This is a genomic window from Inquilinus sp. 2KB_23 (assembly GCF_052115705.1).
GTDB classification, from domain to species: Bacteria; Pseudomonadota; Alphaproteobacteria; order DSM-16000; family Inquilinaceae; genus Inquilinus; species Inquilinus ginsengisoli_A.
Genome location: NZ_JBFRHF010000015.1, coordinates 106,163 through 132,127 on the forward strand (window position 1 = coordinate 106,163; position 25,965 = coordinate 132,127).

Here is a 25,965-nt window from a genome sequence, read left to right on the forward strand (position 1 = left end):
CCTTTCAGGCCGCCGCGCCGACGGCGATGCGTGGGTCCAGGGCGCCGGACCGGTAGCGCTTCGCCATCTCCGCCAGGGGCAGGGGGGTGATCTTCGCGGCCTGTCCGGCCGTGCCGAACTGCTCGAACCGCTCGCGGCACAGCGCCTCCAGCGCCGCCATCGAGGGCTGCAGGAACTTGCGCGGGTCGAACTCCGCCGGCTTCTCCACCGCGACGCGGCGGATCTCGGCCGCCATCGCCAGCCGGCAGTCGGTGTCGATGTTGACCTTGCGCACGCCGTGCTTGATGCCGCGCTGGATCTCCTCCACCGGCACGCCCCAGGTGCGGGGCATCTCGCCGCCGAAGCGGTTGAACTGCTCCTGCAGCGCCTCGGGGACGGAGGAGGAGCCGTGCATCACCAGGTGGATCTCCGGCAGCCGCTGGTGGATCGCCTGGACCACATGCATCGCCAGGATCTCGCCATCCGGCCGGCGCGAGAACTTGTAGGCGCCGTGCGAGGTGCCCATGGCGATCGCCAGCGCGTCGACCCGGGTCTCGCGGACGAAGGCCACCGCCTGGTCCGGGTCGGTCAGCAGCTGGTCGTGGCCCAGCGCGCCCTCGGCGCCGTGCCCGTCCTCGGCTTCGCCCTGGCCGGTCTCCAGGCTGCCGAGCACCCCGAGCTCGCCCTCCACCGACACGCCGACGGCATGGGCGGTGGCGGCGACCCGGCGGGTGATCTCGACATTGTAGTCGTAGCTGGCGGGAGTCTTGGCGTCGGCCTCCAGCGACCCGTCCATCATCACGCTGGTGAAGCCGTGCTGGATGGCGGACAGGCAGGTGCCGTCGTCGTTGCCGTGGTCCTGGTGCAGGCAGATCGGGATGGCGGGATGGGTCGCCTCCGCCGCCTCCACCATCTTCGCCAGCATCAGGTCGCCGGCATAGGACCGGGCGCCGCGGCTGGCCTGCAGGATCACCGGCGCGTCGACCGCCCGGGCCGCCGCCATGATCGCCAGGATCTGCTCCATGTTGTTGATGTTGAAGGCGGGCACGCCGTAGCCGTGCTCCGCGGCGTGGTCGAGCAGCTGGCGCAGGGTGATGCGGGACATCGGGGGCTCCTTCTGTCGGTGAGCAGAACTCAGTCCCCCCTCCCCCCGCGGGAGGGGGTAGGGGGAGGGGGTTGTCGATCGAAGGGCGCGGAGCATGACTGGGACCCGTTCCGGTCCTTGCTGCCCGAACCCCCTCCCCCTGGCCCCCTCCCGCAAGGGGAGGGGGGACTAGAAAAGGGCCTCACACCGCGTGCACCCCTTGCGCCGCCTTGACCATGTGGAAGGCGACCAGGAGCTGGGTGAGGGCGAGGGGGTGGCTGATGGCGCGGCCGGCGGCGCCGTCGTAGCGGCCGATGGCCTCGCGCAGGTGGCCGGCCTCGGGGATGTGGTCCCACAGGTACTCCTCCACCCGGTCGGCCCGGCGGTCGGAGATCGAGCCGCGGATCTCCAAGACGTCGACCGGCTTGCCCTCGTCGCGGGTCAGCTCGAAGCCGACGCTGCCGTCGCCCACCGCCTCGATCAGCCGCGAGAAGTTCGGGTGCGGCAGGGTGGGGCGCAGGATGTGGGCGACGTCCAGCCGGTGGTCGGTGTCGGGGTGGCCGGCGGCATTGGCCCCGGGCGGGCGCTGGAAGCGGATGACGATGTCGGCGAACAGCCGCTGCGGCCGGATGAAGGTGGGGCTGTCGAACTCCCGCTTCTTCAGCGATTCCAGCACCTGCTCGGCGGTGTAGCCGCGCTTGGTGGTGTCGCGGTGCACCTTCCAGCGCACCCGCAGCTCCTCCTCCGGGTCGAGGTAGATCTTGACGTCGTAGCAGTCGCGCATCGCCCGGGTGGCGTAGCCGAGCAGCCCCTCGGCCACCACGAACTCCTTCGGCTCGATGTAGTCCGGCCGGTCCAGCGTGCCCTGGTCGTGGTTGTAGACCGGCTTCAGGATCGGCTGGCCCGAGCGCAGCAGCTGCAAATGCTGCTCCAGGATGTCGACATAGTTGCCGGCGGGGTCGAGCGCCGAGACGCCGTTGGCCGCCCGTTCGCGCCGGTCGTAGCGGTGATAGTCGTCGGTGCAGATCAGGGTGCAGCGCTGCGGCCCCAGGATCTCGGCGATGCCGCGCGACAGCGTGGTCTTGCCGGCGGCGCTGTCCCCGACGATGCCGAGGATGATCGGCCGATCGAAGGCTGGTTTCGACATGGGTGTCTCCCTTCCCGGGGGTCTCAGGTGGTCGAGCCTCGGGCGCGGCTCAGGAGGGCGTGGCGGCTGCGGTGGTGACGGATGGCGGGGCCGGAGAGGCCTGTTTCGTCGGCACTCCCCCTCCCCTTGCGGGWGGGGGTAGGGGGWGGGGGGCAGCCCGCACCGCCGTCTCCGGTGATCGTGGCGATCGGCTGTGCCGCGCGGGGACCCGCGCAGACCCCTCCCCCAGCCCCCTCCCGCAAGGGGAGGGGGAGGACGAATTTTCGCGCCCCCATCACCGCACCCCCGCCGTCTCGACCCAGCTGGTCAGCACCTGGCGGCGGCGGTCGGGCGCCGACAGCAGCAGCGACTGGGTGCGGGTGTGGCCGCCGTCGCGCGACACGCCGTCGAACAGCAGGCCGGTGGTGATGCCGGTGGCGCTGAACCAGACGCGGTCGGACCGCACCAGCTCCTCCACCCCCCACCAGCGCGCGGTGTCCATGCCGGCGCGGGCCACGGCCTGGCGCTCATGCTCCAGCTGCGGGTCGATGCGGCCCAGGAACTCGCCGCCCAGGGCGCGGATGGCGCAGGCCGCCAGGATGCCCTCGGGGGTGCCGCCGGTGCCCATCAGGGCGTCGACCGCCCCGCCCGGCATGGCGGCGACGATGGCCCCGGCGACGTCGCCGGCGGGGTACAGGGCGACGCGGGCGCCGGCGGCGTGGATCTCCTCCACCAGCCGGCGGTGGCGCGGCTTCTCCAGCACATAGATCGACAGCTCGGCGACCGGCTTGCCCAGCGCCTCGGCCAGCACCCGCAGCTTGTCGCGGGTGGGGGCCAGCGGGTCGATGCGGCCGCGCACCGCCGGGGGGCCGGCGAACTTCTCCATGTAGAAGGCGGGGCCGGGGTCGAACATGGCGCCCTGCGGCGTCATCGCCACCGCGGCCAGGGCGTTGGTCTGGCCGTTGGCCAGGTGGCTGGTGCCGTCCACGGGATCGACGGCGATGTCGACGGCCAGGGGCGCGGCGGCGCCCTTGATCGGGGCCCGGCCCAGGCGCTCGCCCTTGTACAGCTGCGGCGCCTCGTCCTTCTCGCCCTCGCCGATGACGATGCGGCCGTCGATGTGGAGATGGTTCAGCACGGTGCGCATGGCGTCGACCGCGGCGGCGTCGCCCTCGTCCTTGCGGCCGCGGCCGATCCAGTCGAAGGCGGCGCGGGCGGCCGCTTCGGTGACGCGGCGCAGGGCGTAGAGGAATCCGTCCTCGGCGATGGCGGCACTGGTCATGCGCATCTCCACCCGTTCCCCGGGGTCCGGCCGCCAGGCCGGCCCGTGGGATCTTTCAGGGGAGTCTCGCGCTCCCCGTCAGCTCACGATCGCGGACGGGGAGGGTGGACGGAACGCCCGCCCGGGTGGGCCGGCGCGATCTTTGGGGTGGGGTGGGGGCTACCCGGATGGGTGGGGTGGCTCGCCAACACGTCTCATAAAATTCTTAAGGGAATATTCGTTTGCCAATGCGGACAGGTTCGTTGGCGAGGTTGATGTGTGTTGCGGGATTAACGCTTGCCGGACCTTTCTTGCTATGATGGTGAAAGAGTTTTGTCGATATGGGTCGCGCCAATGGTTTCGAACAGGCGGCATCCCGCCTCAATTCCTGAGAATGCCGAGGATCGCTTTGTGGCGATGTGTTCTCAAGTGGGAGCGGTCGCCAGCCGGCCTCATCGAGACAGACATGGCTGGGATTATCTTGTCGAGTTTGATACATCGCGCAAAGATTTCCCGGCTGATCTTGAGCCGCCTAGCCAAAAATGCTTTGTTCAGATAAAATCTAGTACAAGATACAATAAAGATGTTATAATTAAGCTGTCGAACGGTATAAAATTTGCCAATAGTTCTCTTCCATGTTTTATTGTTCTCATAATGTTTGGATCGCGAAGGCGGAATCCAAAAATTTTCGTGCGGCATTTTTGGGAAGATGAAATAAATAAATGTCTGCTTTCCGCAAGGCGCGCACATGTGGATGGTAAAAAGGTAAATCGGTGTAGATTCTTCGTCAAATTTGAGGAAGAAGATCGTGTAGATGAAAATCTGCTGGAGTATATGAAATCGATATGTACTAAATTTAGTGAAGGATATGAACAGAGAAAAAGAGATATTGTAAAGTTATCTGGTTATGAAGATATTTATGCTACGGCCAGTTTGATTTTCTCTAGAGAGGTTAAGGCGGAGCAATTCATCGATCTCCAATTAGGGCTGGTTGATCGTCTTCCAGTGGAGAACTTGGATTTCAAGGATCATAGGTTTGGGCTTCCTGTATCTCTACCTCATCCGAGTGGTAAAGGATTTCTAGAAGTTTTTCCGAAGCCAACGAAAGAATGCATTGTAAAAATAATTCGCGGCAACAGTCTCGATGAAGTCAATATTTCTGGTGGAATGTTTTTCCCTGGTATTCCAAACCTCGACCCTGATCTAAGAAAATTCAGAGTGAAATCTGGGTTCTTGGATTTGGTTGTTAATCCGAAAGGAAATATTAGTGCTTCATGGGAAACTTCATCGGACGAATATCGAAATTTGACGGATCTGCTAAATATATCGTCGTTTCAAAGTTGGATTAGGGAATCAGGCGTAAGTATCCAAATAATGATCGATGGAGTTCCGATTTTTAAAGAACCGCCTGACTTGAAGATCGATGAAGACAATTTTTTATGGGGTAATATTTATAGATTTATTTCAGAATGTGTCTCGAATTTTCGAAATAGATCGGATGCATTGGAATTGAAATTCAGAATCGACGACATTATCGAAATTATAGATGATATTTTTATATTCAATGAATATATATCTAGAAATCCTCTTCCAATGAAGGGAAATGCGAAAAATAAACTTGAGGAAATCCAACCATCTTGTTTGATAGAGCCCTGTTGGATCGAAATTTGTGGCACGTTATTTGTTTATTTTGTCAAAAGATCCGTAGAAAATATATCATTCGTCGATGATGAATTTGAAATTTTTCTCAAAAATCCTGAAACAATGAGAGCAGAATGCGTGAAAGGAAAAGTCGACGACAATATCGAATACATCAATGATATTACAAAAGAGCTAAGGAATCTATATATCAGCGATCCTGGGGTGCTATTTAGGCTTCTCTGATAGATAAGAAAATTACAGTGCTGGAAATTTTATAAATCCGCTCTTGAAGTTTGGCTTTGCTGCTGCTTTACACATGCTGCCCGAGGGTAGGCGCCATATTTTATCCACGAGCCTTTCACTACCTTTCATAAGACGGCACATCGACCTCCCCGAGGTCGATCGCGCGAAAACCCTGGCGAGCGCTCCAGTCGGAATAGCCGCCCAGGCGCTCGACCAGGGCGGGTTCGGCGTGCTGCATGGGCCGTATACTGCCCCGGCTGAGGCGGACAAGGACGGGGCCATGATCGACAGGCCAAATTCTCATGCGTTGCGTATTTGGGCAAGCCACCATCTCGGATACTTATGGTCGAGAGAAATTGGGTAATTGGTGGTGTCTAGAGAAGTGAGGCCATATCAGTTTCGACGCCTTGCTGAGCGTCCTCCAATTTGGGCGAGGAATACTCCAGGGCGGCTGCCGAACTTCCGCTTTGAAACGAGGTGGCGAGCAAGCCTATGGATGAAATATCGGATGGAATTTGGGTATTTTGAGCGCGATCCCACATATACATGTAGATTCGTTCGTGCTGTTCCAAGCCTGAGATCCAGTCCCGCGGTTCATTCCAAATTGACCCCTCAAATAACATATCTGTTTTCTTTCCCTGGCCGTAGCGCTGGCTTAATTGTGTAGCCACACGATCTATCAGCTCCTTAGTTGCATTCCCGAAAACATCATTCTCTATGTCCGCCGATATACCCTTTAGCCAAACCACGCCATGTGCTTCCGATGCCTGAACTATGTATTGCGAGAATAAAGGGTGCGGTGTTGGCGGTATGATTAAATATTTTCCAAACCCCAACTCGCTTGTGATCTTCAGGCTATTAATCGGGGAATATATCGGTATGCCAAATGGAGCGGTCATTGATCATATCCTCTAAATTAATGAAAATGCGATCGCATTGATGATAGCCGAGATCATGCCAGGGCGAAACGAGTCTCACCAGTGTGAATAACGCCACCGCCGCCCCCTCACTCCCCCCTCTCATACGCCGGCACATCGACCTCCCCGAGGTCGATCGGGCGAAAGCCCTGGCGGGCGGTCCAGGCGGAGTGGCCGCCCAGGCGCTCGACCAAAGCGGCGGGTTCGGCGCGCTGCAGGTTCACCAGGCCGATCGCCTGCGCCGTCGCCTTGAGGTACAGCACCGGCGTCGGGCCGATATGGCCCGAGCCGGGGTCCAGCAGGTCGGCCTGCATCACCACCTCGGCCTCGTCGACCGGCAGGGCCTGCAGCAGCTCCAGCGCCACCCGCACCGCGGCCGAGCAGATGGCGTCGCGGTGCAGCTCCAGCAGCCGGGCGTTCGACAGCGGCTTGACCGAGGCCTTGCCCGATTGCAGCAGCGTCACCGACCGGTCCGGCATGTCCTCGAGGTCGAGGCCGTCGATCATGGCGACGATCCGGCCGCCCGCGACGAACACCACATCCATGCCCTCCACCGCGAAGGGCAGGTCGCCCAGCCGGCTGAAGCGGCCCAGCGCGTCCACCACCGTCTCCGGGTCGCGGTCGACCAGGCGCTGGGCGTGGTCGATCTCGGCGGTGCGGGACTCGGCGGCCGCGACCTGCGCCTGGAACGCCGCCTCGTCGCGAACCCGCGCCGCCGCCACCGCCGCGTCCAGCGCCGCCCGCCGCCGGGTGGCGCCGCCGAAGGTCCGGGCGAACCAGCCGGGACGGTAGCCCTCCAGCTCGCGCCGCGCCGCCTCCTCCTGCGCCGTGCCCCGCACCGGCGCGGCCGGCCGGGGGCTGGCGGCGAGCGACGCCCAGTCGCGGCGCTGCCATTCGATGCGGTGGGCGCCGGTCAGGGAGTCGATCAGCCGGTCGTATTCGCCGGCGGCCTCGGCCGCGGCCTCCAGCGCCGCCTGCTTCTGCGCCGCCTTGTCATAGGCCAGGCGCCGGCGCTCCGCGCGCTGGTTCTCGCGCCGCACCGCCCGCACGCTGCGGACCACGCCGCGGCCCACCTGCCGAAAGCTCACCATTCCCCCATCCCCACCGCCGCACGGCCGGATCCCGATGGGACCCGGTCCGGTGCCGGGCGATGATAGCCGCGGCGGTGCCGGGCTGAACAGCACCCGCCGGGTGTGAGGGCGGGTGTGGGGGGGCGGGCGCCGGGCGCTCAGCCCTTCAGCGCGGTCACCAGCCCGTCGATGCGGCGGTCGTAGGCGGATTTCGGGCAGGCCTACGCCAGCAGCAGCACGTCATGCGGCGTCCACCACGCCTTGTGGGTCAGCAGCGGGCTCAGCACGTGCTGCTTCGTCGCCATGCCGGCGCGGATGATGCGGGCGGCGATGGTGGCGCAGTTCTTGCGCATCAGCCGGTAATGCGCGTCCGGCTTGTCGCGGATGGCGTTCCACGCCGCCTGCATCTTGAGGATGTCCAGCCCGCCCATCGGCACCATGTGGTCCGGCAGGCGGAACACGCCCTCCTTGCCCGATTCCGCGGCGCAATCCTCGACGAAGCAGGTGAATTCGGCGGTCAGCATGCGGCCGGGGGCCAGGTGCTCGATGCGCGCGCCCTGCTGCCCGGTGCGGGTGTCCTCGCCCGGGAACAGGCTGGCGTAGCTGCGGGTGTCGGTCTCGGGGAAATCGCCCTGCGGCTCCTGGATGAACACCGAGGCGTGGCCGTAGCCGCGGCCGGCGGCGGGCAGCCAGATGCAGGCCACGGGGTAGGCCAGGCCCTCGGTCGCCCGCATTACCCCGGCCTGGTCGGTCTCCTGCCCGACATGGCCCTTGCCGCCGAACTTCGCCTGCAAGGTCCCATAGGCCGGGATCGCCCGGCTCCACTGCACCATTCCCTCAACCCCCTTCGTGGCCGGCGCCCTTGCTGTGGCAGGGCAGGCCGGATGGGAACATCCAGAGTCGACGGTCTAGGGGGATGCCGCTACCGGACGGTTTCGGTCTCGCTGGAATTCGTTGCAAATGTAGCGGACTGGCCCGGCCTCTCAGTCCACCCGGCGCTGCAGCAGCAGGGCGACGGCCTGGGCCCGGTTGGCGGCGCCCAGCTTCTCGTACAGGTTGCGCAGGTGGAACTTCACCGTGTTCGGCGACAGGCCGAAGCGGCGGGCCAGGCCCTCGTTGCTCAGGCCCTCGGCCAGCCCCTCCAGCAGCTCGCGCTCGCGCGCCGTGAGGCCGGCCCGCGGGTCGGCGGCGGCCGGGCGCGGGTCGAGGAACGGGAACATCATCCGGCCGCGCGCCACCTCGGCCACCAGGTCCAGCAGGCGCTCCGGCGGCTCCGACTTCGACAGGAAGCCGGCGGCGCCGAGCCGCATGGCGGTGCGCGCCGCCTCCAGATCCGCGCCGGTGTAGACCACGATGCGGGGCAGGGGGCGGGGGGCGGCCTCGCGTGATCGCAACGCCTCCAGCACGGCGCGGCCGTCGCCATTGGCCATCACCCAGCCGATGATGCCGACATCGAAGTCGAAGCGGGAGACGGCGTCGAGGAAGCGCTCGCCGTCGCTGGCCGAGACCGTCAGCTCGAACCGCCGGTCCTCGCCGAACAGCGACTGCAGGCCGCGCAGCACCAGCGGGTTCTTGTCCGCCAGGCCCAGCCGGATGGGGACGGCGGTGGTGGTCAGGTCGGGCAGGGGCTCCGTGGTCATGCGTTCCGTGGGGCGGCCGGCTGGGGCTCAATCCGCGATGCTAGCGCGTCCCGGCCCCCGCTGTCCGTCGTCCTTCCGACCAAGACGGACGACAAAGCGGCGCAGGGGCGGAGGCGGGCGCAGGCTGCCGGACACGGGGTAAGGGGCCTGCCTTTACCACCCCCCACCCGTCATTGCGAGGAGGCGAAGCCGACGAAGCAATCCATCGCACCGTACGGGCTGACCGATGGATTGCTTCGCTGCGCTCGCAATGACGGGGAAGGGAGGCGGCGGGGCGCCCCGCCCTACTTCACCACGAACGTCCCGCTCATGCCGGGGGAGTCGGTCTCGGGGGCGTGGAAGGTGAAGGTGCCGGCGCGGATCGGCACGAAGGAGATCACCGCCTTGCCGGCGTCGTCGAACTCGATCGAATCCAGCCCCAGCGGCCGGACCTCGACCTTGTTGATCACCACCTCGTTGATCCAGATGTTGCGGAAGAACTCAGGTGCTGCGATGCCCAGCTCGGCGGTGCCGTCGGCCTCGATGGTCCAGCGGTAGTATTTGCCGGCCTCCAGCTCGTAGGGCTTGGTCGGGAAGGCCAGGCCGGAGGACAGCTTCAGCGGCTCGAGGTTGGTGCCGCGCGTGGTCAGCCCGGCCTGGGCCATCGCCGGGCCGGCCAGCAGGGCAGGGGCGGCGAACAGGGCCAAGGCGGCGAGCGCGCCGCAGGTCTTCGATGCACGCATTCCGGACTCCTCCTGGCGCCGGCCGGGGCGGCGGCGCCGTGGCGCCAGGGGGCCGCCCGAGCCGGTCTGTTGTGGTTTTCGGTCCGGATTATGACGGCCGGCACAGCGGCGGTCGACGCCGGAAGCCCCGCCCGCCGTCGTCCTTTGGTCCAAGGAAAGGCCGCGATCCCTCGGCTTCGCTAGGCGACCACGACCTCGACCCCGGCGGCGGCCAGGGCGGCGGCCAGGGCCGCGTCCGGCGCGACATCGACCACGATGCGGTCGATCTCGGCCATCCCGCACACCTGGAACAGGGCGGTGCGGTTCAGCTTCGACCCGTCGGCGATGACCGTGACGTGCTGGGCCTGCGCCACCATCGCCCGCGCGATCTCGGCCTCCTCGATCTGGAAGTCGTAGGCGCCGGCGGCGACCAGCCCGCCCACGGTCAGCACCGCATGGCTGGCGTTGAACGCGGCGATCTGGGCCACCGCCAGCGCGCCGACCGTCTCGCCGACCTCCGCGCGATAGGCGCCGCCGATCACGAAGACGCGGTTGTCGCCCGGCCCCTGGCCGATGGCCTGCGCCACCCCCAGGCTGTTGGTGATCACGGTCAGGCCGCTGCGCCGGGCTAGCGCCTCCGCGAACGCCAGCGTGGTGGTGCCGGCATCGACCAGCAGCGAATCCCCGGGGTTGAACAGCGCCGCCGCGGCCCGGCCGACCGCCCGCTTCTCCGCCGGCGCCTGGGTCAGGCGGGTGGCGAAGGGGCCTTCGCCGCCCGGCTCATGCAGCAGGGCGCCGCCATGGAACTTGCGGATCTCGCCGCGGCCGGCGAGGTCGTTGAGGTCGCGGCGGATGGTCTCGCGCGAGGCGGCGAACAGCTCGGCCAGCGCCTCGACGGTGATGCGCTCGCGGTCGCGCAGGACCTCGACGATCTTGTCTTGCCGCTGCTTCGGTTTCATCGCGTCGCAATCCGCCCTCGGGATAGCCGAACAGTCACCCGATCAACCATCCGGTCAGAAATCCCCTTATAGACGGGATCGCGGGCGGCGCCAATTTGGCGGGGCCGGGGGTCAGGGGGCGCTCCGCCATCCCAGGCAGCGCTCCTGCGCCCGGGCGAAGCTGGCGCGCCAGGCCTCGGCGCGGGCGTCGCGCGGGGTGTGCAGCACGCCCGCATCGGCCGGCCCCGGCAACTCGGCCCCCAGCGCGCGGGCGGCCAGCGCCGCGGCCCCGAAGGCGGTGCGCTCGGCGAAGCCGCGGACCCGGATCGCCATGCCGGAGCAATCGGCCAGGAACTGGGCGAAATAGGGGCTGCGCGACACCCCGCCATCGATCGAGATCTCGGCCGCCAGCGGGGCGTGGGCGGTGATCGCCGCCAGGATGTCGGCGGTCAGGAAGGCGATGCCCTCCAGCAGGGCCTGGCGGATGTCGGTGCGGGTCATGTCGGGCTGCAGCCCCAGGATCAGCGGGCTGGCGCTGCGGTCCCAATGCGGGCAGCCGAGGCCGGAGAAGGCGGGCACGAACACCAGGCCGCGCTCGACCGCCGGCGGCGACGCGAAGTGCGTGAAGTCGGCCATGTCGTCGGCCATCCCCGCCCGCACCGCCCATTCGATCGCCGAGCCGGCATCCTGGACGCCGCCGTCGATGGCGTAGACCGGCCCGTCGCCGAGGTCCCAGGCCACGGTCGGCACCAGCCCGGCGGCCAGCGCCGCGAGCGGCGGCGTCGCGCCGGTCACCGCCAGGGCGAAGGCCCCGGTGCCGAAGGTGATCTTGGCCTCGCCGGGGTGGCGGCAGCCATGGCCGTACAGCGCGGCCTGCTGGTCGACGATCGCAGCGGCGACCGGGGTGCCGCCGATCTGCCCGAAGCCGGCGGTGTTCGCCAGGATCTCGGGCAGGCACTCGATCGGCACGCCGAACATCCGGCACAGCTCTGGGTCCCATTCGCCGGTCGCGATGTTCATCAGCCCGGTGCGCGAGGCGGTGGCCCGGTCGGTGGCGAAGGCGCCGGCCAGCCGGTCGAGGAAATAGGCGTCGGTGGTGCCCAGCCGCAGCCGCCCGGCCTTGAGCGCCGCGGCGGCGGCGGGCACCGACCGGATGATCCAGGCCAGCTTGGCGGCGGAGAAATAGGGGTCGAGCGGCAGGCCGGAGCGGGCGGCGACCGCGTCGGCCACGCCGTCCCGCGCCATGTCGGCCAGGGCCGGGCCGGTGCGGGTGTCCTGCCACACGATGACCGGCGACAGCGCCTCGCCGCTGGCGGCGTCCCAGGCCAGGCAGCTCTCGCCCTGGTTGGCCAGCCCGATGGCGTCGACCGGGCCGGCGGCGGCCAGGGCCAGGCGGATGTTGGCCAGCAGCTCGCCGGCCTCCTGCTCGACCCGGCCGGGCTGGGGGTAGGTGACGGCGTGGCGCAGGTTGTGGACCACCTCGGCCCGCCCCGCGGTGTCGGCGACGAGGACGCGGGTGGAGGTGGTGCCCTGGTCGATGGCGGCGATGCGCATGGTCTGGCGCTCAGGCTTGGTGAACGAGGATACGGAGGCGCTTCGCCGGCGCGGGCAGGGCCTTCAGCGGCACCAGGATGCGCCGTTCCGGCCCGCTGGACAGCCGCCGCGACCACACAGGCCGCCCGTCGGCTTCGACCCGCAGCTCGCCCCGCACCGGGCGGTCGAGCCGCAGCTGGATCGCCTCGAAGGCGCGGCCGGCGGCGGCGATGCGCTGGGGCATCAGCAGGCGGATGCCGTCCCCGGCCTCGATCCGGATCCCCGCCGCGGCCGAGGCGGCATCGCCGGCGAGGTCGGCGGCGACCGAGCGCGCCACCGCCCGGCCCTCGGTCCAGCACCAGCCGGCGGTCTCGACCCCGCGCAGCAGGTTCCCCGCGGCATACACCCCGGCCAGGCTGGTCCGCCCCGCGGTGTCGACCGCCGGCCCGCCGGTGGCGGGGTCGATCTCCAGGCCGGATGTCCGGGCGATCCCGGCCTCCGGCGTGAACCGTCCGGTGAACAGCACCCCGTCGCAAGGGATGTCGCGGGTCTCGCCATCCTGCAGCCGCAGGGTCACGGCCTCGACGATGCGGCCGCCGCGGATGTCGGCGATCTCCGCCCCGTGATGCACCGGCACGCGCAGGGCGTAGGGCAGCCAGCGGAACGGCGCCCGCGCCACCGACCGGGGGCCGGACTCCACGATCGCCGCGGGCCGGGCGCCGGCGCCCAGGCAGGTCAGCACCGCCGACATCGACACCAGCTCGGTGCCGATAATGACCGGCCGGCGGAAGGGCACGGACCGGCGCAGGAACACCTGGTCCTGCAGCGCGCCGGTGTTGAGGATGCCGAGCGGCCGGTCGCCGGACACCAGCCGCGCGGCCCGCGTCGCCTCCCGGATCCCGGTCGCCAGGATCACGCGCCGGGGCGCCAGGGTCGCCGGGCCGTCCGGCGTCGCCACGGTCACCACCGGCCCGGCTGCGATCGCGACCACCGAATGGCGCAGCCGCAGCTCGACCCCGGCGGCCAGCGCCGTCTCGGCCAACCGGTCGGCATAGCGGCGGCCGGACAGGATGCGGCCGAATTCGCGCATGCCGAACGGGGAGTGCCCGCAATGCCGCGGGATGCCGCCGGCGACGCCCTGGCGCTCGACCACCACCACCCGGGCGATCCCGGCCTGGCGCAGGGCGATGGCCGCCGCCAGGCCGGCCGGGCCGGCGCCGACGACCAGGACGTCGATGCCGGTCACAGCGGATGCCCCGGCAGCGGGTGAGGCAGGCGCCCGGCGGTGATCTCGACCAGCCGCCCGAGGCAGTTGAAGCCCTGGCAGCGGCCCATGCCGCAGCGGGTGCGGCGCTTGAGCCCGCCGAAGTCGCCCGGCGGCATCGGCCCGCCCAGCGCCGCCTCGATCTCCCGCCTCGTCACCATCTCGCAATGGCAGACGATCTCGTCATAGCCCGGGCGCTGCCAGTCGCGCGGCAAATGGTCGGCGAGGTTGGGCATCCACGGCACGGCGGGTGCGGTCGTCGCGGCAGGCCCGTCGGCGACCAGCGCCTCGACATGCTGGGCGATGCCGAGCGCCGCGGTCATGCCGGTGGAGCGGATGCCGCCGACCGTGATCCAACGCCGCGCCGTGTCCTGGTGGATGCGGTAGTGCTTCTCCTCGGTCGCCGGCCGCAGCCCGGCATAGGCGGCGGTGACCGGCATGCCGGCCAGCGCCGGCACGATCTCGGCGGCGCGGGCAACCAGGGCGTGCAGCTCGGGCTCGGTGACCGTGGCGCGGGTGCGGTCCGCCTGCTCCTCGGCGGTCGGGCCGACCAGGACGTTGCCGAAGATGGTGCGGCACAGCACGACGCCCTTCGAGCGCTCGGTCGGCACCGGCAGGATGATCGCGGTCAGCAGCGCCGACGCCGCCTTGTCGAACACCGCGAACTGCCCCTTGCGCGGCCGGATCTCGAAGCTGGCACGGCCCAGCAGGCGCTGGTCGACCACATCGCCGAACAGCCCGGCGCAGTTGACCACGGCGGCCGCCTGGAACCGCCCTTGGGCGGTGTCGAGCGTCCAGCCCTCGCCGTCGAAGGCGCCGGCGGTGACCTCGGCGTCGAACACCATCCGGCCGCCCTGGGCCACGACCTGGGTCGCATAGGCCAGGAACGGCGACCATGGGTCGATGACATGCTCGCGCGGCACATGCAGGCCGGCCCGGGCGCGGGTCGAAAGCTGGGGTTCGAGGCGCCGGATCTCCGCGGCCGGCAGAATGCGGACGTCGTCGACGCCATTGGCACGGGCCTGCCGCTCCAGCGCCCCCAGCCGCGCCTCCTCCTCCTCGGACCAGGCCGCCACGATGGCGCCGGTCTCGAGCAGCGGCAGGTTCATCTCCGCGCGCAGGGCGAGGTATTCAGCATGGCCGCGCTGGATGCATTCGAGCTCCAGGCTGCCCTCCGGCGCGTCGAAGCCGGTGTGGAGGATGGCGCTGTTCGCCTTGCTGGCGCCCGACAGGATGTCGGCGCCCTTCTCCAGGACCAGGACGCGCGCGCCCCGCAGCGCGAAGCGCCGTGCCACCGCGCATCCCACCACCCCGGCGCCGATGACGGCGACATCATACCGATCCATGGGCCCGCCTCGTGGACGCCGGGCCGCCTGGCCGGCGAGTCCGCTTACCGCAGGTGCAGGCTGCCCGTGTCAGACCATGCAGTCAATCACGATGACCGTATGGTCAATTCACCCCGCCCGCACGAAGCAGGCGGCCTCGGTGCCGCCTTCGGCCGGCCGCAGCACCGGGCGGGCGTCGGCGCAGCCTTCGACCCGGATCGGGCAGCGGCTGACGAAGGGGCAGCCGGCCGGCGTCGCCAGCGGGCTGGGCAGGTCGCCGGACAGGATGATCTTGCGGCGCAGCCGCTGCGCCTTGGGGTCGGGCAGCGGGATCGCCGACAGCAGGGCCTCCGTGTAGGGGTGGCGCGGCGCCGCGAACACGGCGTCGGTGTCGCCCTGCTCGACGATGGTGCCGAGATACATCACCGCCACCCGGTCGGCGATGTGACGCACCACCGACAGGTCGTGACTGATGAAGAGGTAGGCGAGGCCCAACTGGTCCTGCAGCCGCACCAGCAGGTTCAGGATCTGCGATCGGATCGAGACGTCCAGCGCCGACACGGGCTCGTCGCAGATCAGCAGCTTCGGCGACAGCGCCAGGGCCCGGGCGATCACCACCCGCTGGCGCTGCCCGCCCGAGAGCTCGTTGGGATAGCGCCCGGCATGGGAGGCGGGCAGGCCGACGAGGTCGAGCAGCTCGGCCACCCGCCGGCGCTGTTCGGCGCCTGATGTGCCGCGGATCGCCAGCGGCTCGGCGATGCTGGGGCCGATCTTCATCTTCGGGTTCAGCGCGGCGCTGGGATCCTGGAACACGATCTGGGCGGCGCCGGCGACCGCCCGGCGCTCGGCCGGCCCGGCGCGGCTGATGTCCCGCCCCTCGAAGGTCACGGTCCCCCGCGTCGCACGCTCCAGCCCCAGGATGGCGTAGGCGGTGGTCGACTTGCCGCAGCCGCTTTCGCCGACCAGGGCGAGGGTCTCGCCGGCGGCGAGGTCGAGCGCGACGCCGTCCACCGCCTTGACCACGGTGCCCTTGGCCACACCGCGGCCGCGCACCGGGAAATGCACCGCGAGGTCGCGGACGGAGAGCAGCGGCGCGACGGTCATGCCAGCCCTCCGACGCGGTCGCTGTGCCAGCAGGCGGTGCGATGGCCGGCATCGCCCACCACCGACCGCAGCGGCGGGGCCTCGGCGCAGCGGTCGTCGGCCAGCGGGCAGCGGGTGCGGAAGCGGCAGCCTTCCGGCAAACTCGCCGCGTCCGGCACCGCGCCGGCGATGGTCTTCAGCTCGGCCCGGCGCGGCCCGTCCAGCCGCGGCACGGTGGCCAGCAGCAACCGGGTGTAGGGGTGGGCGGGGGCGTCGAAGATCGCGTCGACCGGGCCGCTCTCGACCACGGTGCCGCCATACATCACCGCCACCCGGTCGGCCATCTCGGCCACCACGCCCATGTCGTGGGTGATCAGCAAGACGGCGCTGCCGGCCTCGGCCCGCAGGGTCTTCAGCAGGTCCAGGATCTGGGCCTGGATGGTGACGTCCAGGGCGGTGGTCGGCTCGTCGGCGATCAGGATCTCCGGCCGGCAGATCAGGGCGGAGGCGATCATCGCCCGCTGGCACATGCCGCCCGACAGCTCGAACGGGAACTGCCCGGCCCGGCGCTCCGGATCGGCGATTCCGACCCGGGCGAGCATGGCGACGGCCTCGGCCCGGGCTGAGGCGGCGGTCGCGCCGCGATGCAGCCGCAGGCTTTCCGCCACCTGGTCGCCGATCCGGACCAGGGGGTTGAGCGACGCCACCGGCTCCTGGAAGATCACCGAGACGCGGTTGCCGCGCAGGTCGCGCAGCGACGCCTCGTCCAGCGCCAGAAGATCGGTGCCGTCGAATGCGATGCTGCCGGACGCGACGTGCGCCGCGGCGGGCAGCAGGCGCAGGATCGACAGCGCCGTCAGGCTCTTGCCGCAGCCGCTTTCGCCGACCAGCGCCAGCACCTCGCCGCGCCGGATCGACAGCGTGACGCCATCGACCACCGACCGGCCGCCGATGGCGACCCGGAGGTTATCGATGGCCAGCAGCGGCGGGGCTTCGGCGTCAGCCGGCATAAGCGGGGTCCCCGACCGCGACGGCCGACCACGGGCTGGTCGGATGCGCCATGCCGATATGCTCGCCGCTTGCGGGGTCGCGCCGCACCGCCGACGGGATCGCGAAATTCACGGGGTACAGCGTGTCCTCGACGATGGTGACCGGGAAGTCGCGGGCGACCGCGGCGGCGACGTCGGGTGCTGCCGCCGCATTCACCTTGATCGTCGGGGTGCTGGCGTCCAGCCGCGGCGCGTGGAAGGCCTGCTCCAGGGTCATGCCGCAATCGACGAGGTAGGAGACCAGCTGCAGCAGCGCCGGGAAGATCGACCGGCCGCCGGCGGCGCCGATCGCCAGCAGCGGCCGGCCGTCGCGGCCCAGGATCAGCGGGCACATATTCGCCAACGGCCGGGCCGCCGGCGCCATCGAGTTCGGCTGGCCGGGCCGCGGATCGAACCACATCATGCCGTTGTTCATCAGGAAGCCGGCGCGCGGCAGCACCACCTTGGACCCGAAGCGGGACAGGATGGTGTTGGTCAGCGACACCATCGTGCCCGCGGCATCGACCACGCTGACATGGCTGGTGCAGCCGGGATCGGCACCGAGGCCGGTATGGCCCTCTCGGGCCAACCCGGCATGGCCCATCCCAGTCAGCCGCCGGCGGTAGGCCTCGCGGGCGGCGCGGGCGTAGGCCAGCGCGCCCCGCGCATCCGGCCCGTCGCCCCAGGCGGTCCGCGGCGACAGCAGCTCCAGCGCCTCCAGCAGGCTGGGGCCGCCGCTCAGCCCCGGCATCGCCGCCACCTCCCAGTCGCGATAGCGGCCGCGCAGCGGTTCGCACCAGCGCGGCTGGTAGCCGGCCAGGTCCGCCGCGGTGATGCGGGATCCCGCCTCGGCCAGGTCGGCGGCGATCAGCCGGGCGGTCTCGCCCTCGTAGAAGTCGCGCGCCCCGGCCTCGGCCAGCCGCCGCAGCAGCCGGGCCTTGGCCGGCATCGGCCGGTGCCCGCCCTCCGCCGCCTTCGGCGCCTGGCCGCGGTCGAGCAGCAGGGCGCTGCTCGCCTCGAACCGGGCCAGGGTGTGGGCCTCGATCGAGATGCAGAAGGCGGCGTACCAGTCGACCTCCAGCCCCCGCTCGGCATGGGCGATGGCGGGCGCCAGCGCCTCGGCCCAGCCGATGCTGCCGAATCGCTCCAGCGCCGCCGCCAGGCCGGCGACCGCGCCGGGCACGCAGATCGACGACGGGCCGATCAGGTTGCGGTCCTCGACCACCGACGGCCAGTCGAACCAGTTGCCGGTGTCGGCGCCGGCCAGGGGATAGTCGGCCGGGTCCAGCGCCGCCGGCGCCCGGACGTTGAAGTCCAGCGCCGACACCGCGCCGGTCGCGCCGTCGGCATGCAGCAGGAAGCCGCCGCCGCCGATGCCGGACAGCCAGGGCTCGACCACGCTCAGCACCAGCGCCGTCACCGCCGCCGCGTCCATGGCGTTGCCGCCGCGGGCCAGCATGGCAGCGCCGGCCTCGGCGGCGTAGCGGTGCTGGGCCGCGACCAGGCCGTGCCGGCTGCGGATCTCGGTCTTGCCGGACCCCACGGTCACTTGGGCCGTCCGAACCGGCGCGGCTCCACCGGCCCGGGAATGTCAGACGCGGCCTGGAACCGCCCGGCATTGGTCGAGCGGACATGGTGCGCCGCGACCTGCCCGACCGTCGCGACCCACACGGTCGGTTCGGCGGTGATCCGCTCCAGCAGCCGCTCCAGCAGCCGCAGCCGCTGGGCACGGCCGGAGATCCAGTCATGGACGGTCAGCATGAACAGCCCGCCCAGCCGGTGCAGCCCGTCCCATTCGTCCAGCCAGCCCTCCAGGATTGGCCCCGGCGCGGCGGGGGGCCACTGGTCGGTGCCGCCGCCGGTGAACTTGAAGAACACCGCGTCGTCGATCGCCCATTGCACCGGCACCTCGACCACGCCGTCGATCTCATAGGGATGGTCGGCACCCATCAGCGAGCTGTCGTAGAAGCCGTGGCGGCGGATCTCCGCCAGCATGTGCGGCGTCATCTCCCAGGCCGGTGAGCGGAAGCCCTTGGGCACCGCCCCGGTCTGGCGCCGGAACACCTCGATCGAGGCCTCAAGCGCGCCGGTGAATTCGGCGTCGCTGCTCTGGGCCACGATCTCGTGGAAATAGCCGTGCAGGCCGATCTCGTGGCCCTGCTCCAGGAAGGCGGGCAGCAGCTCGGGGTTGGCCTCGGCCACCGCGCCGGGCACGAAGAAGCTGCCCTTGACCCCGAAGCGGTCGAGCAGGTCGAGCAGCCGCCAGATCCCCAGCCGCGGCCCGAAGCGGCGCTGCTCCAGCTGGCCGAGCGACCGCGTCGCCTCCGGCGCCCGCTGCGACCACAGATACGGGGAATCGGCGTCGACATCGACGGTGAAGCAGAAGGCGCTGTCGCGGCCTTCCGGCCAGTGGTAGCGCGGCCAGGGCTGGACCATGGGGCGTCTCCTAGAGCGGGGTCTTCTTGGCTTGGTAGACGGCGGACGACCCGATCGAATTGCCGCCATCCACCGTCAGGGTCGACCCGGTCATGTAGGCGGCGGCCTCGCTGGCCAGGAACAGCACGGCGTTGCCGACATCCGCCGCTGAGGACGGCCGGCCCAGCGGGATCGACCCGGTGGTCGCCGCCACATGTTCCTCGGTCAGCAGGCTGACCCGGCTGCCGGCGATGAAGCCGGGCTCGATCGCGTTGACCCGGATGCCGAACTCCGCCAGTTCCAGCGCGAAGCCCTTGGTCAGCCGGTCCAGCGCGGTCTTCGACACGCAGTAGGGCACCACGGTCTTGCGCATCTTGCGCGACGCGCCAGAGGAGATGTTGATGACGCTGCCCGGGACCTTGGCGGCGATCATCTGCTTGGCCAGCACGCGGGTCAGCAGGAAGGGCGCGCGGACATTGACGTCGAAGATCCGGTCCCATTCCTCGACACCGATGTCGAGCAGGAAGCCGCTGGGATAGACCCCGGCATTGTTGACCAGGATGTCGGCGCTGCCCCAGCGCAGGGCGATCTCCGCGGCCAGCCCGTCGATCGCGGTCTCGTCGCGGAGGTCCGCGGCGTAGGAGAAGCGGTCGCCGGTCAGGTTCATGGCCAGGCGGTCGAGATCGGCCTCCGAGGTGTCGGTCAGGCACAGGCTGGCGCCGGCCTCGGCGAAGGCCGCGGCGATCCAGCTGCCGACCACGCCGCAGGCGCCGGTCACCACCACGCGCTTGCCGTTCAGATCGTTCGGGATGTTCATGTCCACCTCTCGGCTTGGGGGCTTCATCGGCTTTGGGGATCCAGCCGGTCGCGCAGCGCGTCGCCGATCAAATTGGCGGCGAGGACCAGCAGGAACAGGCACAGCCCGGGGAAGGTCGCGATCCACCAGGCGGTGGCGACGTAGTTGCGGCCGGTCGAGAGCATAGCACCCCAGCTCGGCGTCGGCGGCTGCACCCCGAGGCCGAGGAAGGACAGCCCGGCCTCGAACAGCACCATCAGGCCGAACTCCAGGGTCGCGACCACCAGCACGGCGCCCAGGATGTTGGGCAGGATGTGGCGGAACAAGACGCGCAGCGGCCCGGCGCCCATGAAGGCCGACAGCCGGACATAGGGGCGGCCGGCCACCGTCAGGGTCTGGGCATAGGCGACACGGGCATAGCGCGGCCAGCGCGTCAGGGCTAGCACCAGGATGACGTTCAGCAGGCCGGGCCCGACCACCGCGACGGTGATGATCGCCAAGAGGATCGCGGGCACCGACAGGAACACGTCGACCACACGCATCACCGCGATCTCGGTGACCCCACGGAGATAGCCGGCCAGCATGCCCAGCACGGTGCCGACGATGCCGGACAGCACGACGGAGATCACCGCGACCAGCAGCGAGATCCGGGCGCCCCACACCAGCCGGCTCAGCAGGTCGCGGCCGAGCTCGTCGCTGCCCAGGAGGTAGTGCACGTTGCGGGCGACGGTGCCGGGCGGCTTCAGCCGGCCCAGCAGGTTCTGGGCGTTGGGGTCGTAGGGCGCCACCAGCGGCGCCAGCACCGCAGCCAGGGCGAACAGCGCCAGGATGGCGATGAACGGGGCGGCACGGCGCAGCGGGCTGCGGGCCGCGACGGGAGCGGGGGTGGCTGCCACGCTCATCGTGCCGCGCCCCCCAGCCGGATGCGGGGATCGACCGCGCTGTACAGCAGGTCGGTCAGCAGGTTCAGCGCGATGGTGACGAAGGACCCCAGCAGCACCACCCCCTGCACGATCGGGAAGTCGCGGGCCAGGATCGACTGGACGGTCAGCTGGCCCAGGCCCGGCCAGGCGAACACCGTCTCGACGATCACGGCGCCGGCCAGCAGGTTCGAGATCTCCAGCCCCGCCACCGTGATCACCGGGATCGAGGCGTTGCGGGCGAGGTGGCGCAGCAGCAGGCGCCCGGTGCCGGCGCCGCGGGCGCGGGCGGTGCGGACATAGTCCTTCGACAGCTCCTCCAGCAGCGCCGTGCGGGTCACCCGGGCGAAGGTCGCCATGCTGAGCAGCCCGAGCGCCACCGACGGCATCACCAGATGGTCGATCCCGCCGGTGGATGAGGGCGGCAGCCAGCCCAGCGTGACCGCGAAGACCAGGATCATCAGGATCCCGCTCCAGAAGGTCGGCATGCTCTGCGCCGCCAGCACCAGCCCGGCCAGCAGGCGGGCGGCCCAGCGGTCGCGCCACAGCGCCAGCGCCACCCCGATGGGGACGCCGATGCCGCAGGCGACCAGCAGCGCGCCCGCCGCCAGCGCCAGCGTGTAGGGCAGGCGCGAGGCGATGATGACGGTCACCGGCACGTTCTGCACCACCGACCGGCCCAGGTCGAATTGCGCGATCTCAGCCAGGAAGGACAGGTACTGCACCCCGAGCGGGCGGTCGAAGCCCAGGGCATGGCGCAGCGCCTCGATATCCGCCTGGGTCGCGGTATCCGGCACCAGCAGGAAGGTCGGGTCCCCGGTCAGCCGCTGCAGGAAGAAGATCAGCGTGGCGACGCCGAAGATCGTCAGCAGCGCCTGGCCCAGGCGGCGGAGCAGGAAGGCGGTCATGCCACTCCCTAGTCTGTCCAGGCCATGCGGTTCAGGAACAGGCTCTCATTCGGCGTCGGGGTCCATTGCAGCGGCTTGGCCGCGCCGTAGATCGCGACGGTCTGGAACAGCGGCACCACCGGCAGCTCGGTGGCGATGAAGGTGCTGATCTTGCGGTAGTCGATCAGCCGGCGGTCGGTGTCCAGGGTCGACCGGGCGTCGTCCAGCCAGGTGTCCAGGTCCTTGTTCTCGACGATGGTCCAGGGGTTGCCGGAATGGAACAGCTGGTACAGCGCGCCGTCCGCGTCCTGGCAGGCGCAGGAGGAGCGGCTGACGGCCAGGGCCGGCCCGCCTGCCGCGCCCTGCTGGATCAGCTTGAGGAAGGTCGGGGTGTCGACCAGCTTGATGCTGGCGTCGAAGCCCACATCGGCCAGCTCCTGCTGGATGGCCTGGACCACGCGCTGGTCGAAGAAGGTGCCGGTGGCGATCTCGACCTTCGGCGACCCGCCGGCCTCCGCCACCAGCGCCTTGGCCCTGTCAGGGTCGTAGGGCAGGCCGGGAATGTTGCCGAACCAGCCGAAATGGGCCGGCGTCACCATCTGCCCGATCGGCTTGTCCAGGCCGCCCAGGATGCCCTGGGTGATGCCCTCCTTGTCGATGGCATAGGCCACGGCCTGGCGCAGCCGCGCATCGTCGAAGGGCGGCCTGGTCGGGTTCAGCCGCAGATACGCCAACCGTTCGGTCAGGGAATACAGCCGCTTGCCCCGGCCCGAGGCCTCGAGCTGGCCGGCCAGGTCGGAATCCAGCGACACCACCAGGTCGGCGGTCCCGGCCTGGACGTCGGCCAGCCGGGTGGCGGCGTCGGGCACGGCGCGGAACACCGCGGTTGCGAACGGCCCCTTCTGGCCCCAATAGGCGTCGTTGCGCGCCAGGGTCACGGCCACGCCGCGCTGCCACTCCACGAACTTGTAGGGCCCGCTGCCGACCGGATGCAGGTTGAAGGCGTCGTTGCCCACCGCCTTGACCGCGTGCTCCGGCACGATCGACAGCTTGACCAGCTGGGCCAGCAAAGCGGGGTAGGGGCCGGCCAGAGTCAGCACCACGCTGTGCGGCCCGGTCGCCTCGGCCTTGACGATCTTGTCGAACTGGCCGCGCTGCGGGCTGGCGAAGGCCGGATCGATGATCCGGCCGACGCTGAAGGCGACATCCCCGGGCGTCAGCTTGCTGCCGTCATGGAAGGTGACGTCGTCGCGGATCTGGAATTCGACCTGGGTGTCGGACAGGGTTTTCCAGGCGGTGGCGATCTGCGGCACGATCGCCCCCTGGTCGTCGCGGGTGACCAGGTTGTCGAAGATGTTGCGATAGACGTAGTAGCTGTCCGGGTTCCACTGAAGCTGCGGATCCAGGGTCGAGGGTTCGTTGACCAGGTCGACCACGAAGCGGTCCTTGGCCGCCATCGCCCCGGCCGGCGCCAACGCGGCGGCGGCCAGGGCGAAGGCGGCGCCCAGCAGGCGGGCCTTGAACGAGCGCGTCATCGTCATTCCGCCCAGGACATGCGGTTCAGGAACAGGCTCTCATTCGGCGTCGGCTGCCAGTTCAGCGGCTTGGCCGCGCCGTAGATGATGGCGGATTGGTACAGCGGCAGCACCGGCACCTCGGTCGCGACGATCTTGTTGACCTGGCCGTAGCGGTCGAGGCGGGTGGCGTCGTCCAGGGTCGAGCGCGCCTCGACCAGCAGCTTGTCGACCTCGGCGTTGCGGAAGCTCGACCAGCCGCTGCTGCTGTGCAGCAGCGGGAACAGCACGCCGTCGGCGTCCTGGCAGGCGCAGGACCAGCGGCCGAAGCTCAGGTTCGGGCCTTCCTCCGAATTGCCCTGCGACCGCTTGAGATAGGTCGCCATGTCGCTCATCGAGATCTTCACGTCGAAGCCGGCATCGGCCAGCTGCTGCTGCAGCGCCTGGACGATGCGCTGGTCGAACACCGGCGCCGTCGCCAGCTCGACCTCGGCCTTCGCCGCCGGTCCGGCCTCGGTGACCAGGGCCTTGGCCTTCTCCGGATCGTAGGCGTAGCCGTCGACGCCGTTGGTCCAGCCGAAATGCGCCGGGGTCAGCAGCTCGGCCACCGGCTTGTCGTAGCCGCCGAGGATGCCCTCGGTCAGCCCCTGCTTGTCGATGGCATAGGCCACCGCCTGGCGCAGCTTCGGGTTGTCGAAGGGCGGCTTCAGCGTGTTCAGCCGGAAATAGGCGACGCGCTCGGTCAGGACGACCAGCGGCTTGGCCTTGTCCGACCCGGTCAGCTGCGCCGCGAGGTCGCTGTCCAGGGTGACGGCCAGGTCGGCGGTGCCGGCCTGCAGGTCGGCCAGGCGGGTGGCGGCGTCGGGCACGGCGCGGAACACCGCGGTCGGGAACGGGCCCTTCTTGCCCCAATAGGCGTCGTTGCGCGCCAGGGTCACGGCCACGCCGCGCTGCCAGCCCTCGACCTTGTAGGGGCCGCTGCCGACCGGGGCCAGGTTGAACGCCTCGTTGCCGACCGCCTCGACCACATGCTTCGGCACGATCGACAGCTTCACCAGCTGGGCCAGCAAGGCGGGGTAGGGGCCGTCGGTCTTCAGCCGGACCGTGGTCGGGCCGGTGGCCTCGGCGCCGGTGATCTTGTTGAACTGGCCCAGCTGCGGGCTGGCCAGCTTCGGGTCGGTGATGCGGCGGACGCTGTAGGCGACGTCCTCGGCGGTCAGCTTCTGCCCGTCATGGAAGGTGATGTCGTCGCGGATCTGGAATTCGATCTCGGTGTCCGAGACGTATTTCCACGACGTCGCCACCTCGGGCGCGATCTTGCCCGCGTCGTCGCGGGTGACCAGGTTGTCGAAGACGTTGCGGTAGACGTAGTAGCTGTCCGGGTTCCATTGCAGCTGCGGGTCCAGCGACGACGGCTCGTTGACCAGGTCGACGACGAAGCGGTCCTTGTCCGCCCAGGCCGGCGCCGCCGCCAGCATCATGGCGCCGAGCGCGATCCCGACGGTTGCGCCGAGCCATCCGTTTGCCATCCGTGTCATGCCCTGTCCCCCTGTTGTGGTGGCCGCTGCGGATGGGCCTGCGGCGCCATCGCATCCGGTCCGGTTTGTCGTGTCCGGCCGTCCGCCCTGGTCCCGGCCCAGTCGAGGGCCGAGGGCAGGGTCAGCAGGCCATCGGTCGCGAAGTCCTGGAAGGCGGTGATGGCGGCGTCGATCGCCCGCCGCGCCGCCTCGGTGTCGCCCGCGGTGAGGGCGGCGATCAGCGTCTCCCGCCCGATCGGCCGGTGGTGGCGCCCGGCGAGGTCGAAGAAGGCGACGATCCGGTCCGCCTGGTTCCAGGCCTCCACCAGCCAGCGGCCGACCAGCCCGCCGGCGCGGGCGGCGAGATGGTCCAGGATCTGCCGGTCGGTGCTGCGGGCCGTGACCGCGGCCTGGCGATCGTCGCGGCCCTGCAGGGCGGAGGTCATTCGCGTCAGCGCGGTCAGCCGCGCGGCTTCCTCCGGCGACAGCCGAAGGACGGCAAGGCCGGGCTCGATCGCCCGGCGGGCCTGGATGACGTTGCCGATCAGGGCGCCGGTCACCGGCGCCACCCGCCAGCCGCGGCGCGGTTCGGCGGTGACCAGCCCTTCGCCGGCCAGGGTGGTCAGGGCGGCGCGGATGGCGGCGCGGCCCAGGCCGAACCGGCCGGCGATCTCGGGTTCCGAACACTGGTCGCCCGGCTGCAGCTCGCAGTCGATCAAGGCGCGGCGCAGCCGCTTCACGGCGAAGGCAGCCTTCGGCTCCGCTCCCGGCGGGGTCAGGGCGAAGGGCGAGGAATAGTCGTACATAAATTGGATCGTGTCATTGTACGTGACATCTCACAAGCGGAAATCTGATATTTCACTAAATGAAAATGGATTAAAAGTGGGCCGGCCTCAGTGGATCCAACCGTCAGCGGCCAAGTTCCCTCTTCCGTCATTGCCGGGCTTGACCCGGCAATCCAGAGGATGTCGACAGTCTCTGGATGCCCGGATCAAGTCCGGGCATGACAGGGTGGGAATGCGCAGGACCCGTGGCTCACCCCCGGGGAACGCGGCCTGTCGACGTTGCGATCAAATCATCCGT

The 25,965-nt window shown here is 69.4% G+C and carries 23 protein-coding genes; 1 reads left to right on the forward strand and 22 read right to left on the reverse strand.

The genetic code is table 11. The features are described from left to right. Positions 1–4: 4 nt before the first annotated feature. The 3 genes from fba to glpX form a co-directional block, all read right to left on the reverse strand. Positions 5–1,084 carry a class II fructose-bisphosphate aldolase gene (gene fba, locus AB4112_RS19950; RefSeq protein WP_441722444.1) on the reverse strand — a complete coding sequence of 360 codons (1,080 nt, stop codon included), beginning with the start codon at positions 1,082–1,084 and terminating at the stop codon, positions 5–7. A 181-nt stretch (positions 1,085–1,265) separates the two neighbouring features. Further along, positions 1,266–2,210: a phosphoribulokinase gene (locus tag AB4112_RS19955; protein ID WP_441722447.1), complete on the reverse strand. Its 945-nt coding sequence runs from the start codon at positions 2,208–2,210 to the stop codon at positions 1,266–1,268. Positions 2,211–2,484: 274 nt separating this feature from the next. Continuing rightward, the gene (glpX, locus tag AB4112_RS19960; protein ID WP_441722450.1) at positions 2,485–3,471 is read right to left on the reverse strand and encodes a class II fructose-bisphosphatase; all 987 of its coding nucleotides are present in this window, start codon (positions 3,469–3,471) and stop codon (positions 2,485–2,487) included. Between the two features lie 276 nt (positions 3,472–3,747). Here glpX and AB4112_RS19965 point away from each other — a divergent pair, with 276 nt between their 5' ends. Continuing rightward, positions 3,748–5,334 carry a hypothetical protein gene (locus AB4112_RS19965; RefSeq protein WP_441722453.1) on the forward strand — a complete coding sequence of 529 codons (1,587 nt, stop codon included), beginning with the start codon at positions 3,748–3,750 and terminating at the stop codon, positions 5,332–5,334. A 374-nt stretch (positions 5,335–5,708) separates the two neighbouring features. Here AB4112_RS19965 and AB4112_RS19970 read toward each other — a convergent pair whose 3' ends face one another. The 19 genes from AB4112_RS19970 to AB4112_RS20060 form a co-directional block, all read right to left on the reverse strand. Further along, positions 5,709–6,233, reverse strand: coding sequence for a hypothetical protein (locus AB4112_RS19970; RefSeq protein WP_441722456.1), 525 nt, complete (start codon positions 6,231–6,233; stop codon positions 5,709–5,711). A gap of 107 nt (positions 6,234–6,340) precedes the next feature. After that, positions 6,341–7,342, reverse strand: a complete 1,002-nt coding sequence (locus tag AB4112_RS19975; protein ID WP_441722459.1) for a hypothetical protein — start codon at positions 7,340–7,342, stop codon at positions 6,341–6,343. Positions 7,343–7,542: 200 nt separating this feature from the next. After that, positions 7,543–8,154, reverse strand: coding sequence for a hypothetical protein (locus AB4112_RS19980; protein WP_441722462.1), 612 nt, complete (start codon positions 8,152–8,154; stop codon positions 7,543–7,545). A 150-nt stretch (positions 8,155–8,304) separates the two neighbouring features. Then, the gene (locus AB4112_RS19985; RefSeq protein ID WP_441722465.1) at positions 8,305–8,961 is read right to left on the reverse strand and encodes a LuxR C-terminal-related transcriptional regulator; all 657 of its coding nucleotides are present in this window, start codon (positions 8,959–8,961) and stop codon (positions 8,305–8,307) included. Between the two features lie 284 nt (positions 8,962–9,245). Next, on the reverse strand, positions 9,246–9,683 hold the full coding sequence (locus tag AB4112_RS19990) for a hypothetical protein (protein ID WP_309793211.1): 438 nt from the start codon (positions 9,681–9,683) through the stop codon (positions 9,246–9,248). A 179-nt stretch (positions 9,684–9,862) separates the two neighbouring features. Continuing rightward, positions 9,863–10,621 (reverse strand): DeoR/GlpR family DNA-binding transcription regulator, encoded by a 759-nt coding sequence (locus AB4112_RS19995; protein WP_441722467.1) that lies wholly within the window; start codon positions 10,619–10,621, stop codon positions 9,863–9,865. A gap of 111 nt (positions 10,622–10,732) precedes the next feature. Then, positions 10,733–12,154 (reverse strand): FGGY family carbohydrate kinase, encoded by a 1,422-nt coding sequence (locus tag AB4112_RS20000; RefSeq protein WP_441722470.1) that lies wholly within the window; start codon positions 12,152–12,154, stop codon positions 10,733–10,735. Between the two features lie 10 nt (positions 12,155–12,164). Continuing rightward, a complete protein-coding gene (locus AB4112_RS20005; protein WP_441722473.1) occupies positions 12,165–13,379 on the reverse strand; it encodes an NAD(P)/FAD-dependent oxidoreductase in 1,215 nt (404 codons plus the stop codon). Next, entirely contained in the window at positions 13,376–14,743 is a 1,368-nt protein-coding gene (locus AB4112_RS20010) for an NAD(P)/FAD-dependent oxidoreductase (RefSeq protein WP_441722476.1), read from the reverse strand. Before AB4112_RS20010 ends, AB4112_RS20005 begins: the two co-directional genes overlap by 4 nt. A 108-nt stretch (positions 14,744–14,851) precedes the next feature. Continuing rightward, complete coding sequence (locus AB4112_RS20015) at positions 14,852–15,826, reverse strand: ABC transporter ATP-binding protein (RefSeq protein ID WP_441722478.1); 975 nt, start codon at positions 15,824–15,826, stop codon at positions 14,852–14,854. Then, positions 15,823–16,815: an ABC transporter ATP-binding protein gene (locus AB4112_RS20020; protein ID WP_441722481.1), complete on the reverse strand. Its 993-nt coding sequence runs from the start codon at positions 16,813–16,815 to the stop codon at positions 15,823–15,825. Before AB4112_RS20020 ends, AB4112_RS20015 begins: the two co-directional genes overlap by 4 nt. After that, on the reverse strand, positions 16,805–18,382 hold the full coding sequence (locus AB4112_RS20025) for a gamma-glutamyltransferase (protein WP_441722484.1): 1,578 nt from the start codon (positions 18,380–18,382) through the stop codon (positions 16,805–16,807). The genes AB4112_RS20020 and AB4112_RS20025 overlap by 11 nt, the downstream gene beginning before the upstream one ends. After that, complete coding sequence (locus AB4112_RS20030) at positions 18,379–19,269, reverse strand: polysaccharide deacetylase family protein (protein ID WP_441722487.1); 891 nt, start codon at positions 19,267–19,269, stop codon at positions 18,379–18,381. Before AB4112_RS20030 ends, AB4112_RS20025 begins: the two co-directional genes overlap by 4 nt. 10 nt (positions 19,270–19,279) lie before the next feature. After that, positions 19,280–20,065 carry an SDR family NAD(P)-dependent oxidoreductase gene (locus AB4112_RS20035; protein ID WP_441722490.1) on the reverse strand — a complete coding sequence of 262 codons (786 nt, stop codon included), beginning with the start codon at positions 20,063–20,065 and terminating at the stop codon, positions 19,280–19,282. A gap of 23 nt (positions 20,066–20,088) precedes the next feature. Beyond that, positions 20,089–20,946 (reverse strand): ABC transporter permease, encoded by an 858-nt coding sequence (locus AB4112_RS20040; protein ID WP_441722493.1) that lies wholly within the window; start codon positions 20,944–20,946, stop codon positions 20,089–20,091. After that, complete coding sequence (locus AB4112_RS20045; protein WP_441722496.1) at positions 20,943–21,872, reverse strand: ABC transporter permease; 930 nt, start codon at positions 21,870–21,872, stop codon at positions 20,943–20,945. Before AB4112_RS20045 ends, AB4112_RS20040 begins: the two co-directional genes overlap by 4 nt. An 8-nt stretch (positions 21,873–21,880) precedes the next feature. Continuing rightward, positions 21,881–23,386 carry an ABC transporter substrate-binding protein gene (locus AB4112_RS20050; RefSeq protein WP_441722499.1) on the reverse strand — a complete coding sequence of 502 codons (1,506 nt, stop codon included), beginning with the start codon at positions 23,384–23,386 and terminating at the stop codon, positions 21,881–21,883. A gap of 2 nt (positions 23,387–23,388) precedes the next feature. After that, positions 23,389–24,903, reverse strand: a complete 1,515-nt coding sequence (locus AB4112_RS20055) for an ABC transporter substrate-binding protein (RefSeq protein WP_441722502.1) — start codon at positions 24,901–24,903, stop codon at positions 23,389–23,391. Continuing rightward, positions 24,900–25,688: a GntR family transcriptional regulator gene (locus AB4112_RS20060; protein WP_441722505.1), complete on the reverse strand. Its 789-nt coding sequence runs from the start codon at positions 25,686–25,688 to the stop codon at positions 24,900–24,902. Before AB4112_RS20060 ends, AB4112_RS20055 begins: the two co-directional genes overlap by 4 nt. Positions 25,689–25,965: the final 277 nt, after the last annotated feature.

Bases quoted from the DNA above. Each gene is read 5' to 3' on its own strand.
- fba (WP_441722444.1), bottom strand. From the start codon at position 1,084: ATGTCCCGCATCACCCTGCGCCAGCTGCTCGACCACGCCGCGGAGCAC.
- AB4112_RS19955 (WP_441722447.1), bottom strand. From the start codon at position 2,210: ATGTCGAAACCAGCCTTCGATCGGCCGATCATCCTCGGCATCGTCGGG.
- glpX (WP_441722450.1), bottom strand. From the start codon at position 3,471: ATGACCAGTGCCGCCATCGCCGAGGACGGATTCCTCTACGCCCTGCGC.
- AB4112_RS19970 (WP_441722456.1), bottom strand. From the start codon at position 6,233: ATGACCGCTCCATTTGGCATACCGATATATTCCCCGATTAATAGCCTG.
- AB4112_RS19975 (WP_441722459.1), bottom strand. From the start codon at position 7,342: ATGGTGAGCTTTCGGCAGGTGGGCCGCGGCGTGGTCCGCAGCGTGCGG.
- AB4112_RS19980 (WP_441722462.1), bottom strand. From the start codon at position 8,154: ATGGTGCAGTGGAGCCGGGCGATCCCGGCCTATGGGACCTTGCAGGCG.
- AB4112_RS19985 (WP_441722465.1), bottom strand. From the start codon at position 8,961: ATGACCACGGAGCCCCTGCCCGACCTGACCACCACCGCCGTCCCCATC.
- AB4112_RS19990 (WP_309793211.1), bottom strand. From the start codon at position 9,683: ATGCGTGCATCGAAGACCTGCGGCGCGCTCGCCGCCTTGGCCCTGTTC.
- AB4112_RS19995 (WP_441722467.1), bottom strand. From the start codon at position 10,621: ATGAAACCGAAGCAGCGGCAAGACAAGATCGTCGAGGTCCTGCGCGAC.
- AB4112_RS20000 (WP_441722470.1), bottom strand. From the start codon at position 12,154: ATGCGCATCGCCGCCATCGACCAGGGCACCACCTCCACCCGCGTCCTC.
- AB4112_RS20010 (WP_441722476.1), bottom strand. From the start codon at position 14,743: ATGGATCGGTATGATGTCGCCGTCATCGGCGCCGGGGTGGTGGGATGC.
- AB4112_RS20015 (WP_441722478.1), bottom strand. From the start codon at position 15,826: ATGACCGTCGCGCCGCTGCTCTCCGTCCGCGACCTCGCGGTGCATTTC.
- AB4112_RS20020 (WP_441722481.1), bottom strand. From the start codon at position 16,815: ATGCCGGCTGACGCCGAAGCCCCGCCGCTGCTGGCCATCGATAACCTC.
- AB4112_RS20030 (WP_441722487.1), bottom strand. From the start codon at position 19,269: ATGGTCCAGCCCTGGCCGCGCTACCACTGGCCGGAAGGCCGCGACAGC.
- AB4112_RS20035 (WP_441722490.1), bottom strand. From the start codon at position 20,065: ATGAACATCCCGAACGATCTGAACGGCAAGCGCGTGGTGGTGACCGGC.
- AB4112_RS20040 (WP_441722493.1), bottom strand. From the start codon at position 20,946: ATGAGCGTGGCAGCCACCCCCGCTCCCGTCGCGGCCCGCAGCCCGCTG.
- AB4112_RS20045 (WP_441722496.1), bottom strand. From the start codon at position 21,872: ATGACCGCCTTCCTGCTCCGCCGCCTGGGCCAGGCGCTGCTGACGATC.
- AB4112_RS20050 (WP_441722499.1), bottom strand. From the start codon at position 23,386: ATGACGCGCTCGTTCAAGGCCCGCCTGCTGGGCGCCGCCTTCGCCCTG.
- AB4112_RS20055 (WP_441722502.1), bottom strand. From the start codon at position 24,903: ATGACACGGATGGCAAACGGATGGCTCGGCGCAACCGTCGGGATCGCG.
- AB4112_RS20060 (WP_441722505.1), bottom strand. From the start codon at position 25,688: ATGTACGACTATTCCTCGCCCTTCGCCCTGACCCCGCCGGGAGCGGAG.